The following is a 13,615-nucleotide window of genomic DNA, read 5'->3' as shown; positions in this document are numbered from 1 at the left end:
CGGCGCGCACGGTCCGGCACCTCGTCCTGTCGGCGGTGCCGCGGGCGGCCGTGCCCGGCTCACGGACCGTGGGAGCCGGGCAACCGGGCGCACCGGCCCGCGCGCGGCCTTCCCCGTCGAGTCCGGCCCCCGGACATCCGAAGCGACGCGCTGACCTCGAAAAACAAACGGAACGTCACATACAGGCCACACGTGGTCCGGGATGTGAAAAGGGCATGGAGTTTCCCGGATCCCTGACATAGAAATTTGTCATGCTCTGGCTCCTTCTCCTCCTGCCGGCCTGGGCCGCCGCCGGGACGGCGTGCACGCGGCTGTGCCTGGCCGCCGTACGGGCGGCGGCCGCCGACACCCCCGACGCCGCCGTGGGCCTGGACCGGGAACTGACCCTGTACGAGGCCGCGTTCCTGTCCGGCGGTCCCGTCCGGGTCGCCGACGTCACCCTGGTCTCCATGGCCCGCCAGCGCCGGCTGCTGCTGGCGCACACCGGCTGGGCCACCGTCGTCGACCCGCGCGGGCGCGACGAGATGGAACGGTCCGTCATAGGAGCCATCGGCCCCGAAGGGCAGTCCCGCATCGCTGCGGTGCGGGCCGCCGCGGCCTGCGCGGACCCGGTGCGCGACCTGGCCGGCCGCCTGGTGAACGCCGGCCTGGCCGTCCCGGAGGGGACGGGTTCGGCGGTCGCGGCCGGGATGCGCCAGGTGCGGGCCGCCGCGCTGGCCGTGACCGCGCTGGCGGTGGCGGCGCTGCTGCTGCCCGGCCCGACCGGCATGCCGCGCGGCCTGGTCGCCCTCTGGTTCGCGCTGCCGCTGGCCCTCACCCTGAGCTGTCTGGCGATAGCCCGCGTCGAGGTCCACCCGTACTCGCGCTGGGCGTCCCCGGCCGGGCAGCGGCTGCTCGGCACGCTGGCCCGGCGCGCACGCGGCCGGGGCGACGAACGCACCTGCCTCGCCTCCGTCGCCGTGCGCGGCGTCCGCGCGATCGGCGAACCGGACCTGCGCGCCGCCTTCGCCCACCGCGACCAGCCCTGGCGGAAGTAGCCCGGGAGCAGCCCCGCCGGGCAGGAGCGCGCCCGGGGCCGTCCCGGCACGGCACGGCGCGCGGCCGTTCCGGGGGCGCATCGGGCGCATCCGTGCCGACATCCGCCATCCGGTGCTTGCCTTCCTCCCCCGGCGAACGAAACATCCCTTGTGCCGCCGCCGGGCGCGGCCTGGTCACCGGTGCGCGGCGAAGGCGAAGCCGCCGTGCGCCGAAGGGATGACACCGATGAGAGCAGCCGCCGTGTGGACGGTCGCCGGGTCCTTGGTCCTGACCGCCCTCGCCGCCGCACCCTCCGGCGGCGTGCCGCAGACCGGCCGCGCACCGCGGAGCGGGCCGTGGCCGGCCGGCGGGGCGGCCGAACTGCGCGGCACCGTCGTGGCCGCCGCGCGCGCCCGGCTGACCGGCATCGCCTTCGGCCCGTGCCCGGACGCACGGGAGACGCCGGGGTCCATGGAGTGCGGCACCGTGTCCGTACCGCTCGACTACGCCCGGCCCGACGGCACGCGGATCGAACTCACCGTCAGCCGGGTGCGGGCCACCGGCAGGGATCCGCGCTCCGCGTCCGGTGCGCCCGCGGTACCGCGGCAGGGCGCCCTCGTGTTCAACCCGGGCGGACCGGGCGGCGACGGCATGTCCTTCCCGCTGGTCGCCCTGCTGCCGGAGTGGAAGCGGGTCGCCGCCGCCTACGACCTCGTCGGCTACGCCCCGCGCGGGGTGGGCCGTTCGGCGCCGCTGTCCTGTGTGGACCCCGGGAACTTCTTCAAGGCGCCGAGCGCGGTCCCCGAGCATCCCTCGGCGGCGTACAAGAGGAAGCGCGTCGCCGAGGCGCGGGCCTACGCCCGAGGGTGCGCCCGGCGTTCCGGGCCCGGTCTGCGCTTCTACACCTCGCTCGACAACGCCCGGGACCTGGAGGTGCTGCGCGCGGCGCTCGGCGAGGACCGGCTGACATTCATGGGCGCCTCCTACGGCACCTACTTCGGCGCGCTGTACGCGACGCTGTTCCCCGCACATGTGCGCCGGATGGTCTTCGACTCGGCCGTGAACCCCGACCCGTCGCTGGTGTGGTACGGCGACAACCTCGACCAGTCGGCCGCGTTCGAGGCCCGCTGGGCGGACTTCAGGGCGTGGGTGGCCCGGCACGACGACGTGTACGGCCTCGGCCGCACGGCGCGGGCGGTGCGGGCCGCCTACGAGAAGGCGCGCGCACGCCTGGCCGCGCGGCCGGCGGGCGGCACGGTGGGCCCCGGGCAGCTGCAGGGCGCGTTCCTGAACGCCGGGTACGACGACGGCTTCTGGCCCATGGCCGCCGACGCCCTGGCCGCCTATCTGAGGGGCGACGAGAAGCCGCTGGTCGCGCTGGCCGCGCCGTACCGGGCGGGGGCGGCCGAGGCGGAGAACAGTGCCGCGGTGTACACGGCCGTGGAGTGCAACGACGCGCCCTGGCCGACCGACTTCCGGGTCTGGGACCGGGACAACACGCGGCTGGCCCGCACCGCGCCGTTCGAGACATGGGGCAATGTGTGGGCGAACCTGCCGTGCGCCTACTGGCCGGTGCCCCGGCAGCGGCCCCTGGACGTGCGGACCGCGCCGGGCGCGCTGCCGCCCACGCTGGTCCTGGCCGCCGAGCGGGACGCGGCCACGCCGTACGGCGGCGCGCTGGAACTGCACCGGCGGCTGGCCGGTTCCACGCTGGTGACCGAGCGGGGCGCGGGCACGCACGGTCTCGCCTACGGCCCGAACCGGTGCGTCAACGCGTACCTGGACGCCTACCTGCTCCAGGGGCGGCTGCCGGGCCGGAGCGCGGACTGTGCCGCACGCCCCGAGCCGCGGCCGGACCGGCCGGCCTTCCGGGAGACCCGCGGCCGGGAGCTGCGGGACGCCCTGAAGAGCAAGGCCGACCGGCCCTGAAGGACAAGGACGACCGGTGGTGGAAGGCGGGAGGGCCGGCCCGCGCGGGCGACCACGGCCGGCCGCGGACCTCGGGGGCGGCCGGCCGTCGGCCGGGACGTGAGCGGAAGCGTCAGGCGAGCCCGGCGACCAGGTCCGCCACGTCCTTGCGGCGGCCGGTGAAGAACGGCACCTCCTCGCGGACGTGCCGGCGGGCCTCCGAGCCGCGCAGGTGACGCATGAGGTCGACGATGCGGTACAGCTCGTCGGCCTCGAAGGCGAGGACCCACTCGTAGTCGCCGAGGGAGAAGGAGGCGACGGTGTTCGCCCGCACGTCCGGGTAGCCGCGGGCCATCTTGCCGTGGTCGGCGAGCATGCGCCTGCGGTCCTCGTCGGGCAGCAGGTACCAGTCGTAGGAGCGTACGAACGGGTAGACGCTGATGTAGTTGCGCGGCGTCTCGTCGGCGAGGAACGCCGGGATGTGCGAGCGGTTGAACTCGGCGGGACGGTGCAGCGCCATGTTCGACCACACCGGCTCCAGCGCGCGGCCCAGCTCGGTGCGGCGGAAGAGGTTGTACGCCTCCTGGAGCTGGTCGCTCGTCTCGGCGTGCCACCAGATCATGATGTCGGCGTCCGCGCGCAGGCCCGAGACGTCGTACGTGCCGCGGACGGTCACGTCCTTCGCGGCGAGCTGGTCGAACAGCTCCTGGACCTCGTCGGCGTAGCCCGCGCGGTCCTCGGGGAGCACGTCCTTCAGCTTGAAGACGGACCACAGCGTGTAACGGATGACCTCGTTGAGGTCCTTGGCCAGCTTGCCCTTGTTCGGGATCCTGCCGGAGTCGGTGGTGGAGGCGTCGTCACTCATGGGCCTATTCTCCCGCTCCGCCGTGCAGACTCTGCACCGGGTGGGCGGTGAGTTCCTGCACAGCGCGCAGGTCGCCCGCCAGCTGGTCCACCGCGGCGTACGCGCTCGCCACGCACGCGGGGATGCCCACGCCGTCGTACACCGCGCCGCACACCGCGAGGCCCGGCAGCGCGGCGACGTGGGCGCGGACGCGGGCCACGCGCGCGTGGTGGCCGACGGGGTACTGGGGCAGACCGTCGGTCCAGCGGGTGACGCGGGTCCGCAGCGGCACGGCGTCCAGGCCGGTGGCCTCGCGCAGGTCGTGCCGGGAGAGACCGACCAGCTCGGCGTCCTCGCGCTGGAGGATCTCCGTCTCGCCGTACCGCCCGACGGAGGTGCGCAGCACCAGCACGTCCGGGTCCTCGTCGGCGATCCAGCCCCACTTGCGGGAGGCGAAGGTCGACGCCTTGACGGTGCGCCCGTCGACCGGCGGCACGAGGAAGCCGCTGCCCTCGGGCAGGGCTGCTTCGGCGCGGCGGTAGGCGAGGGTGATCAGGGCCATGGAGGCGTACTCGACGGCCCGCAGCTCCGCGGCCGCGCCGGGGGACTCGGCGTCCAGCAGCCCGGCGGCGGCGGGCGCGGGCGCGGCGAGGACCACCGCGTCCGCGTGCAGGACGCGGCCCGCCGCGACCACGCGCCAGCCGCCCTGCGGCCGCCTGCGCAGCTCGGTCACCGGGCAGCCGGTGCGGATCTCGCCGCCGCGCGCCCGTACCGACTCGGCGACCGCGAGGGGCAGGCTGCCGACGCCGCCCCGGATGCCCATGAAGACGGGTCCCGTCCGGCCGCCGCGCTGGGCGTCGGCCGCGGCGGCCTGGATCCCGCGGACCGCCTCGGTCAGGGAGGTGTGCCGCCGCGCGGCCTCGAAGAGCTGGGGGACCGCCGAGCGCATCGAGATGCGGTACGCGTCGCCCGCGTAGACACCGCCGAGCAGCGGTTCGACCAGGCGGTCGACGACCTCGCGGCCCAGGCGGGCCGCCACGTACTCCCCCACCGCCACGTCGTCGCCGACCTCGGTGCGGGGCAGGTCGGCGTCGCGCTCGACGCGGGCCAGGCCCTCGGCGGAGAGCACTCCGGTGAGGGCGGCGGCGGTGCCGGGGACGCCCATCACATGGCCCTTGGGCATCGGGCGCAGGGTCCCGCGGGTCCACAGGCAGGCGCCGGCGGTCGCGGGCGGCTCCAGCCGGTCCGCCAGGCCGACCTCGCGCGCCAGGTCCACGGCCTCGGGCCGGCGGGCCAGCATCGACTCGGCGCCCAGGTCGACCCGGACGCCCGCGATCTCGCCGGGCAGCAGCTTGCCGCCGACCCGGTCCGCCGCCTCCAGCATGGTCACCCGCGCGCCGCGCTCCAGCAGCCGGTGCGCGGCGGCCAGCCCCGCGATCCCGCCCCCGATGACGACGACCTGCCCCGTGCCCGTACCCGTTGCGCTCATGTCCCCCACTCTCTCAGACCCCGCTGACGCTCCCCGCGGGCGCTCCCGCCGGGTCCCGGTGTCCCGGGCGAGTCCTGACCGTGACCGCATCGGAACCCGATTCCGGCAACGCCCCGCGCACCCGGCGAGTCGAAGAGGCGTCAGAGGTCAACACGGCCCAGGGGGTACGCGTCATGCGCGCACGGTGTTCTGTTCGACGTCCGGTCCCGTCCGCGCCGGCCCTGGCCGGGCTGCTGCTCGCGGCGGCGCTCGCGCTCACCGGCTGCGGCGGCGCCGGGGACTCCGGCGGCAGCGCGTCCGACAAGGCCGCGGGGAGCGGGGCGCAGCGGGGCGTTTCCGCCACCGGGAACGGCGGCAGCGGGTACGGCGGCAGCGGCGCGTCCGGCGCGAGGGCCACGGCGCCGCCGAAGGTCATGGCGAGTCAGATCGTGCGCACCGCCTCGGTGACCGTGGAGGTCGAGGACGTGGGGAAGGCCCTCGCCGCCGCCCGCGCGGCCGCCGTCGAGGCGGGCGGTTACGTCGGCGACGAGAACACCAGCCGCGACGCGGAGGGCCACGAGCGGACCCGGGTCGTGCTGCGCGTGCCCTCCGGGAAGTACGACGAGGTCCTCGCCGGTGTGCAGGGCACCGGCCGGCTCGTGGAACGTTCCGCCAAGGCGGAGGACGTCACCGGCCAGGTCGTGGACGTGGACAGCCGCATCAGGTCGCAGCGGGCCAGCGTGGCCCGGGTCCGCGGCCTGATGGACAAGGCCGGCAGCCTCGCTGACGTGGTCGCCCTGGAGAGCGAGCTGAGCCGCCGTGAGGCCGACCTGGAGGCGCTGCTCGCCCAGCAGGCGTCGCTGAAGGACCGTACGAGCCTGGCCACCATCACGCTGTCGCTGTCCGTGACGCCCGCGCCGGGGACGAAGGACGCCGACGACGGCGGTCCGGGATTCCTCGACGCCCTGGCGGGCGGCTGGCACGTGTTCGTGACCGTGGTCCGCTGGATCGCCCTGGCGCTGGGCGCGGTCCTCCCGTTCGCCGCCGCGGCCGCGCTCCTGACCGTGGCGTGGCTGCGCCTCGTGCGTCCCCGGCTCCCGCGCCGCGCCGCCCCCGCCGCGGCGGCGGCGATGACCGCGCTGGGACCGCTCGGACCGGTCGGGCCCGCAACCGGAAGCGCGACCGGAACCGGAACCCGGACTGGAAGCGGCATCGCACCAGGAACCGGCACCGGCACCGCCACCACAACAGGCATCGCAACAGGAACAGGAACAGGAACAGGAACCGAAGGCTCCGGTGAGGCGTCCGGCGACGGCTCCCGGTGAGGCGGGCCGCCCCGGGAGTCCGGCCGCGGGACCGGGCGGTACCGGCGCCGGTCCCGGCCGGCCGTAGCGTGTCCGCATGACCATGAGCAACAGCACCAGCGGCGGCACCGGCACGGACACGGCCGGGGCGCGCCGGGCACGGGGTGGGCGGGAACGACTGGTCGTGATCGGCGGGGACGCCGCGGGGATGTCCGCGGCGTCCCAGGCGCGCCGGCTGCGCGGGCCCGGCGAGCTGGAGATCGTGGCGTTCGAACGCGGCCACTTCAGCTCGTACTCGGCCTGCGGGATCCCCTACTGGGTGGGCGGTGACGTCACCGACCGGGACCGGCTGATCGCCCGCAGCCCCGAGGAGCACCGCGCCCGGGACATCGACCTGCGGCTGCGCACCGAGGTCACCGAGATCGACGTGGCCGCGGGCCGCGTCCGCGCGCGGGACGTCGATTCCGGGGCGGAGTCCTGGACGTCGTACGACAAGCTCGTCATCGCCACCGGGGCCCGCCCGGTGCGGCCGGAGATGCCCGGCATCGACGCGCCCGGCGTGTACGGCGTGCAGACGCTGGACGACGGCGAGGAGCTGCTCGCCGGCATGGCACGCGCGCGTGGCCGCCGGGCGGTGGTGGTCGGCGCCGGCTACATCGGCGTGGAGATGGCCGAGGCCCTGATCAAGCGCGGGTACGAGGTGACGGTCGTCGACCGCGGCCGGGAGCCGATGTCCACCCTGGACCCGGACATGGGCCGGCTGGTGCACGAGGCCATGACGGGCCTCGGGATCACCATGGCCGGCGGCACCGAGGTGACCCAGGTGCTGACCGGGCCGCGGGGCCGCGTGCGGGCCGTGGCCACCGGCGAGGCGGAGTATCCGGCGGACGTGGTCGTGCTGGGCATCGGGGTGCGCCCCGAGACGTCCCTCGCGCGCGCGGCCGGGCTCCCGCTCGGGGCGCACGGCGGCCTGCTCACGGACCGCGCGATGCGGGTGCGCGGTCACGAGAACATCTGGGCGGGCGGCGACTGCGTCGAGGTCCTCGACCTGGTGTCCGGCCAGCAGCGCCACGTTCCGCTGGGCACCCACGCCAACAAGCAGGGCCAGGTCATCGGCACCAACGCCGGCGGTGGTTACGCGACCTTCCCCGGCGTGGTCGGCACGGCGGTGAGCAAGGTGTGCGACCTGGAGATCGCGCGGACCGGGCTGCGGGAGCGGGACGCCCGGCGGGCCGGACTCCGCTTCGAGACGGTCACCGTCGAGTCGACGAGCCGGGCGGGCTACTACCCGGGCGCCTCGCCCATGACGGTGAAGATGCTCGCCGAGCACCGCACCGGCCGGCTCCTGGGTGTCCAGATCGTCGGCCGGGAGGGCGCGGCCAAACGCGTGGACATCGCGGCGGTCGCGCTCACGGCGGGGCTGACCGTGGAGCAGATGACCGCCCTCGACCTGGGCTACGCGCCGCCGTTCTCACCGGTGTGGGACCCGGTCCTGGTGGCGGCCCGCAAGGCGGCGGCCCAGGTCGACGCGGCGCGGGGGTAGCGCCTGCGGCGGGGCCGGACGGGGGACGCGGGGGCGCGTCCCCCGCGCGGGGGGACACCGGTTCGCCCGGCGCATCCCGGGCACTACTCCTGTGTGGTGATCCCCGTCCATGACGTGAACCCGGTGCGGCGCACCCCCTGGGTGACGTACGCCCTGATCGTCGCGAACGTCGTCGTGTTCCTGGCCACGCCCGGCATCTCCGGCTCCCTGACCGGGAGCAGCACCCTGGCCCAGCTGTGCCACGGGCAGGCCTTCACGGAGCACTGGGCGCTCGTCCCGCGCGAGCTGATCCACCACCGCATGCCGTCCCTGGTGCCGACGGGCGCGGTGGGCGTGGGGGCGCACGGACCGGGCTGTGTGCTGGGGCCGCCGGCGTACGCCAAGTCTCCCGTGCTGTCGGTGCTCACCGCGATGTTCCTGCACGGCAGCTGGCTGCACCTGCTGGGGAACATGCTGTTCCTGTTCATCTTCGGCAACAACGTCGAGGACCGGATGGGGCACCTGCGCTTCACCCTGTTCTACGTCGTCTGCGGCTACGCGGCCGGGTACGGCTTCTCGTTGCTGGACGCGGACTCGGGCCAGCCGCTGATCGGCGCGTCGGGGGCGATCGCCGGGGTCCTCGGCGCCTATCTGGTGCTGTATCCGAGGGCCCGGGTCTGGGTCCTCGTACCCTTCCTGATCTTCCTGCCGCTGCGCCTGCCGGCCTGGATCGTGCTCGGGTTCTGGTTCGTGCTCCAGGCGTTCTACTCCGCCGGGGAGGGCGTCTCGGGCGCGGGCACGGTGGCGTACACGGCCCATGTGGTCGGTTTCGTCGTGGGCCTGCTGATCGCGCTGCCGCTGCGCCCCGGCACCCCGCCCCCGCCCGAGCCGCGGGGGCTGCTGTTCGGTCGGCGGGCCCGCACGGGCTGGTGAGGCCCGCCCGGGCGCCCGCGGGCCCCGGGACGCCCGACCGGACCTGTTGACTCATTGGTCCAGACCTTCTACGTTGTGGGCGCCTGCCCGAAGCGGCACGGCCGTGCCCCGGACCGCCCCGCGCACCGGCCTGCCTTCGTCCGGGCACACGCATGCGCACGCGCACGGTTCACCTCACCCCTGTACCACCCCACGATCACAGGGAGAGCCATGTTCCACAGGCGCAGACCACTTCCCGGAACGGGACCACGGCCCGGCGGACGGGCGATGCCCGGCGCGGCGGCACCACACGCACCCGGCGACCGCGGCGCCGCCCGGCTGAGGCGGCGGCTCGCCGCCCTGGGGACCGCGCTGCTGCTGCCGGTCGCGGCGCTCACCGTCCTCGCCACGCCCGCCCACGCGGCCGGCACCCTGACGGCGGCCTTCAGCACCCAGGACAACGGCTCCTGGTGGAAGGGGACGTACGTCGTCCGCAACAGCGGTCCGGCGGCCGTCAGCGGCTGGACCCTGGAGTTCGACCTGCCGGCCGGGGTGTCCCTGACCGGGAACTACAACGGCGACGCGACCGTCTCCGGGCGTCATGTGACCGTGAAGAACGCCTACTACAACGCGAACGTCCCGGCCGGCGGCAGCACCGAGCCGTACAGCTACTGGTTCACGGCGACCGGCACGGCCGCCGCGCCCACGGGCTGCACGGTCGACGGCGACAAGTGCGACGGCACCCCCGACGTCCCGCCGACCGCCCCCGGCACGCCGAAGGCGACCGCCGTCACCGCCCACTCGGTGGCCCTGAGCTGGGCCGCCGCCCAGCCCGGCGACCACACCGTGGCCTCCTACGAGGTGCTCAGCGGCACGGACACCGTCGCGACCGCGACCGGCACCTCGGCGACGGTCACCGGCCTGACGCCCGCGACGGGCTACAGCTTCACCGTGCGGGCCAAGGACTCCCGCGGCAACACCGGGCCCGTCAGCGCCCCGCTGACCGTCAGGACGGTCGATCCGTCGACCGACCCGACGCCGCCGACCGCGCCGGGCGGCCTGCGCACCACCGGCAAGACCTCCTCCAGCGTCAGCCTGGCCTGGGACAGGTCCACCGACAACGTGGGCGTGGCCGCCTACGACGTCTACCGCGGCTCCACGCCGGTCAGGTCGGTCGGCGCGGACACCACCTCGGCCACGGTCGACGGGCTCTCCCCGGCCACCGCCTACACCTTCACCGTCAGGGCCCGCGACACCGCCGACAACCCGTCGTCCGCCTCGAACGCGGTGACCGTCACCACCGACGACGTGGCCGGGCAGGGCAAGCAGCTCAAGGTGGGCTACTTCGTGCAGTGGGGCATCTACGGACGCCAGTACTTCGTGAAGAACCTCGACACCTCCGGCGCCGCCGCCAGGCTGGACGTCGTCAACTACGCCTTCGAGAACCTGGATTCGAAGGACCTCACCTGCAAGGCGGGCGTGACCAAGGGCACCTCCACCGACCCGGAGGACCCCGACCAGGGCACCGACGCCGGCGACGCGGACGCCGACTACGCGCGGCCCATGTCCGCCGGTCAGTCGGTCGACGGGGTCGCCGACGACGGCTGGGGCAAACTGCGCGGCAACCTCAACCAGTTGAAGAAGCTCAAGGCCAAGTACCCGAAACTGAAGGTCCTCGCCTCGATCGGCGGCTGGACCTACTCGAAGTTCTTCTCGGACGCCGCCGCCACGCAGGCCTCCCGGGAGAAGTTCGTCAAGTCCTGCATCGACGTGTGGATCAAGGGCAACCTGCCCGTCTACAACGGCGCGGGCGGCCCGGGCACCGCGGCCGGCATCTTCGACGGCTTCGACATCGACTGGGAGTGGCCGGGCTCGGAAGGCCACCCGGGCAACCACTACGGCGCCCAGGACAAGGACAACCTGACCGCGCTGCTCGCCGAGTTCCGCAAGCAGCTCGACGCGCTCGGCGGCGAGCACCGGCTGCTGACCGCGTTCACCCCGGCCGACCCGGCGAAGATCTCCGCGGGCTGGGACCTGAAGCGGATCTTCGACTCCCTCGACTACGCCGACGTGCAGGGCTACGACTTCCACGGTTCGGGCAGCGACAACTCCTGGGAGCCGAAGCGCACCGGTGACGCCTCCAACCTGTACACCGACGCCCAGGACCCCTATCCGTTCCACTTCAGCATCGAGAACGCGATCCGGGCGTACCTCGACGCGGGGGTCAGCCCGCGCAAGCTGGTGGTGGGCTTCCCGTTCTACGGGCGCGGCTGGCAGGGCGTGAGCGACGGCGGCGCCGCCGGTGAGTGGCAGGACGCGAACGGCGCCGCCCCCGGCCAGTTCGACACCGAGGCCGGGGTCCGCGGCTACGGCAACCTGATCATCAGCTTCCCGTCGATGACGGTCCACCACGACGAGCAGTCGGTGTCGACGTTCGGCTACACCGGCGCGAACGGCCAGTGGTGGTCCTTCGACGACGCCTGGTCGATCGGGAAGAAGACCGCCTGGATCAAGTCCGAGGGGCTGCTGGGCGGGTTCGTCTGGGAGATGTCCGGCGACACACCGGACGGCCGGCTGATGACCGCGCTGGACGGCGGTCTGAAGTAGCGCGGCGCGGCCCGGGCACCGCCGGGCCGCGCACGGCTCCCGGGCGGGCGGCCGGCGGACCGCCCGCCCGGGTCACCTCCTGGCCGGACGCCTCAGCGGGCGGTGTGCGTGTGGACGTGGTCCACGAGCCGGGTCAGCGCGTCCGGGTCGGTGGACGGCATGACACCGTGGCCGAGGTTGAAGACGTGCCCCTCCAGCCCGGCGGCGGACTGGAGCACCTCGCGGGTCTTGGCCTCCACGGCCTCGCGGGGGGCGAACAGGACGGTCGGGTCCAGGTTGCCCTGGAGCGCCTTGCCCGGGCCGACCCGGCGGGCGGCCTCGTCCAGCGGGACGCGCCAGTCGACGCCGACGACGTCCGCGCCCGCCTCGCCCATCAGGCCCAGCAGCTCACCGGTGCCGACGCCGAAGTGGAGGCGCGGGACGCCGTACCCGGCGACGGCCTCGAAGACCTTCGCGGAGGCGGGCAGCACCGAGCGGCGGTAGTCGGCGGGGGACAGGGCCCCGGCCCAGGAGTCGAAGAGCTGCACGGCGCTCGCGCCGGCCTCGATCTGCACCTTCAGGAAGGCACCCGTGATGGCGGCGAGCCGGTCCAGCAGGTCGGCCCACAGCCCGGGGTCGCCGTACATCATCGCCTTGGCGTTCTCGTACGTGCGCGACGGGCCGCCCTCCACGAGGTAGCTCGCCAGGGTGAAGGGCGCCCCGGCGAAGCCGATCAGCGGCGTGCCGCCCAGCTCGCTCGTGAGCAGGCCGATCGCCTCGGTGACGTAGGAGACGTCCTCGGGGGTCAGGTCGCGCAGCCGGGCCAGGTCCTCGCGGGTGCGGAACGGGCGCTCGACGACCGGGCCCACGCCCGGCTTGATGTCGAGGTCGACGCCGATGGCCTTCAGCGGTACGACGATGTCGCTGTAGTAGATCGCCGCGTCCACGCCGTGCCGCCGGACCGGCTGGAGGGTGATCTCGGTGACCAGCTCGGGACGCGTGCAGGACTCCAGCATGCCGATGCCCTCGCGCACCTTGCGGTACTCCGGCAGGGAGCGCCCCGCCTGCCGCATGAACCACACGGGGGTGTGCGGCACCGGTTCGCGCCGGCACGCCCGGAGGAAGGCGGAGTCGTAGGGGGCCGTCGGCGGCCGGTGGCTGGCGGGCGTCTCGTTGGCACTCACGGGGGCAAGTCTCGCACGGCGCCGGGGGCGCGCAGGCCGCGGTGTGCGGCCCCCGGGCGGCGCTCCTGCCTGCGGCGGGGTGTCTTGCCCTGCACAAAGGCCCGGTTCCCCTTAATCTTCCCGGCATGGCTGCGGCTCAGGGACGACTGTCGGACGGCGCTGGCGGAATGGACGACGCGAAGGAGGGGGACGGCAATGCGGGCAGGGCGGATCAGGTCCCGTTGCCCTTCCGGGCCGCCGTCGACGCGCTGAGAGCCGCGCGGCTGCGGCCGCAGGTGGAGATCGAGCAGGTACCGCCGCCGCAGCGGCTGGCTCCGTACGCGCACGCGCTGGAGGCCACGGTCGTCGACGGCGAGCAGGACCTCGCCGACGGCCGCCTGGTGCTGCTGCACGACCCGGCCGGGCACGACGCGTGGCGGGGCACCTTCCGGCTGGTGACTTTGGTCCGGGCGGAGCTGGAACCGGAGATGGCCGCCGACCCGCTGCTGCCGGAGGTGTGCTGGTCCTGGCTGACCGGGGCGCTGCAGGCGCGCGGTCTGACGTACGGGGAGCCGAGCGGCACGGTCACGCGCGCCGGCTCGCACTACTTCGGCGGGCTCTCGGCACGACCGCCGGCCTCGCAGATCGAGATCAGGGCCTCGTGGACGCCGCGCGAGAGTCCGGGCGGGGCGCCGGACACGGGGGCGCACCTGGCCGCCTGGTGCGACCTGCTCGCCCAGGTCGCGGGGCTGCCGCCGGCCGGACCGGGTGACGCGTCGGTGGTGACACTGCCGCAGCGCCGGGGTCCGCAGTCACGCTGAGTCACCCCGGTCGGCGAAGCCCGCCGCCCCCTCTCCGTCGCATCCGCCCCTTCTCCCCCCTTCTCCACCC

The 13,615-nt window shown here is 74.7% G+C and carries 10 protein-coding genes; 7 read left to right on the top strand and 3 right to left on the bottom strand.

Annotated features, from left to right (window positions below):
• The first annotated feature begins 251 nt into the window (after positions 1-251).
• Together IG64_RS21170 and IG64_RS21165 are read left to right on the top strand one after the other, a co-directional pair.
• The gene (locus IG64_RS21170) at positions 252-1,037 is read left to right on the top strand and encodes a TIGR04222 domain-containing membrane protein (protein WP_037858531.1); all 786 of its coding nucleotides are present in this window, start codon (positions 252-254) and stop codon (positions 1,035-1,037) included.
• A 226-nt stretch (positions 1,038-1,263) separates the two neighbouring features.
• Complete coding sequence (locus tag IG64_RS21165) at positions 1,264-2,946, top strand: alpha/beta hydrolase (RefSeq protein WP_037858530.1); 1,683 nt, start codon at positions 1,264-1,266, stop codon at positions 2,944-2,946.
• 112 nt (positions 2,947-3,058) lie between these two features.
• On the opposite strand, the gene hemQ is transcribed toward IG64_RS21165, so the two are convergent.
• Both hemQ and hemG read right to left on the bottom strand, forming a co-directional pair.
• Positions 3,059-3,790 carry a hydrogen peroxide-dependent heme synthase gene (gene hemQ / locus IG64_RS21160; protein ID WP_037858528.1) on the bottom strand — a complete coding sequence of 244 codons (732 nt, stop codon included), beginning with the start codon at positions 3,788-3,790 and terminating at the stop codon, positions 3,059-3,061.
• Between the two features lie 4 nt (positions 3,791-3,794).
• Positions 3,795-5,258, bottom strand: coding sequence for a protoporphyrinogen oxidase (hemG, locus tag IG64_RS21155; RefSeq protein WP_037858527.1), 1,464 nt, complete (start codon positions 5,256-5,258; stop codon positions 3,795-3,797).
• Between the two features lie 173 nt (positions 5,259-5,431).
• Here hemG and IG64_RS21150 point away from each other — a divergent pair, with 173 nt between their 5' ends.
• From IG64_RS21150 to IG64_RS21135, 4 genes are all read left to right on the top strand, one after another.
• Positions 5,432-6,562 carry a DUF4349 domain-containing protein gene (locus IG64_RS21150; protein ID WP_078884121.1) on the top strand — a complete coding sequence of 377 codons (1,131 nt, stop codon included), beginning with the start codon at positions 5,432-5,434 and terminating at the stop codon, positions 6,560-6,562.
• An 82-nt stretch (positions 6,563-6,644) separates the two neighbouring features.
• Positions 6,645-8,084, top strand: a complete 1,440-nt coding sequence (locus IG64_RS21145) for an FAD-dependent oxidoreductase (protein ID WP_051813155.1) — start codon at positions 6,645-6,647, stop codon at positions 8,082-8,084.
• A 93-nt stretch (positions 8,085-8,177) separates the two neighbouring features.
• Positions 8,178-8,996, top strand: coding sequence for a rhomboid family intramembrane serine protease (locus tag IG64_RS21140; protein ID WP_037858525.1), 819 nt, complete (start codon positions 8,178-8,180; stop codon positions 8,994-8,996).
• Positions 8,997-9,263: 267 nt separating this feature from the next.
• A complete protein-coding gene (locus IG64_RS21135) occupies positions 9,264-11,582 on the top strand; it encodes a glycosyl hydrolase family 18 protein (protein WP_051813153.1) in 2,319 nt (772 codons plus the stop codon).
• A gap of 92 nt (positions 11,583-11,674) precedes the next feature.
• On the opposite strand, the gene hemE is transcribed toward IG64_RS21135, so the two are convergent.
• A complete protein-coding gene (gene hemE / locus IG64_RS21130) occupies positions 11,675-12,745 on the bottom strand; it encodes a uroporphyrinogen decarboxylase (protein ID WP_037858523.1) in 1,071 nt (356 codons plus the stop codon).
• A gap of 125 nt (positions 12,746-12,870) precedes the next feature.
• Between hemE and IG64_RS21125 the strand changes: the two genes are divergently transcribed.
• Positions 12,871-13,545: a DUF3000 domain-containing protein gene (locus IG64_RS21125; protein ID WP_078884119.1), complete on the top strand. Its 675-nt coding sequence runs from the start codon at positions 12,871-12,873 to the stop codon at positions 13,543-13,545.
• Positions 13,546-13,615 lie beyond the last annotated feature (70 nt).

Origin of the sequence: Streptomyces sp. NRRL S-340 (genome assembly GCF_000720185.1) — a bacterium.
In the GTDB taxonomy this organism is placed as follows: Bacteria; Actinomycetota; Actinomycetes; order Streptomycetales; family Streptomycetaceae; genus Streptomyces.
The sequence above is the reverse complement of the archived record's forward strand: the minus strand, read 5'-3'. Positions and strand labels throughout refer to the sequence as shown.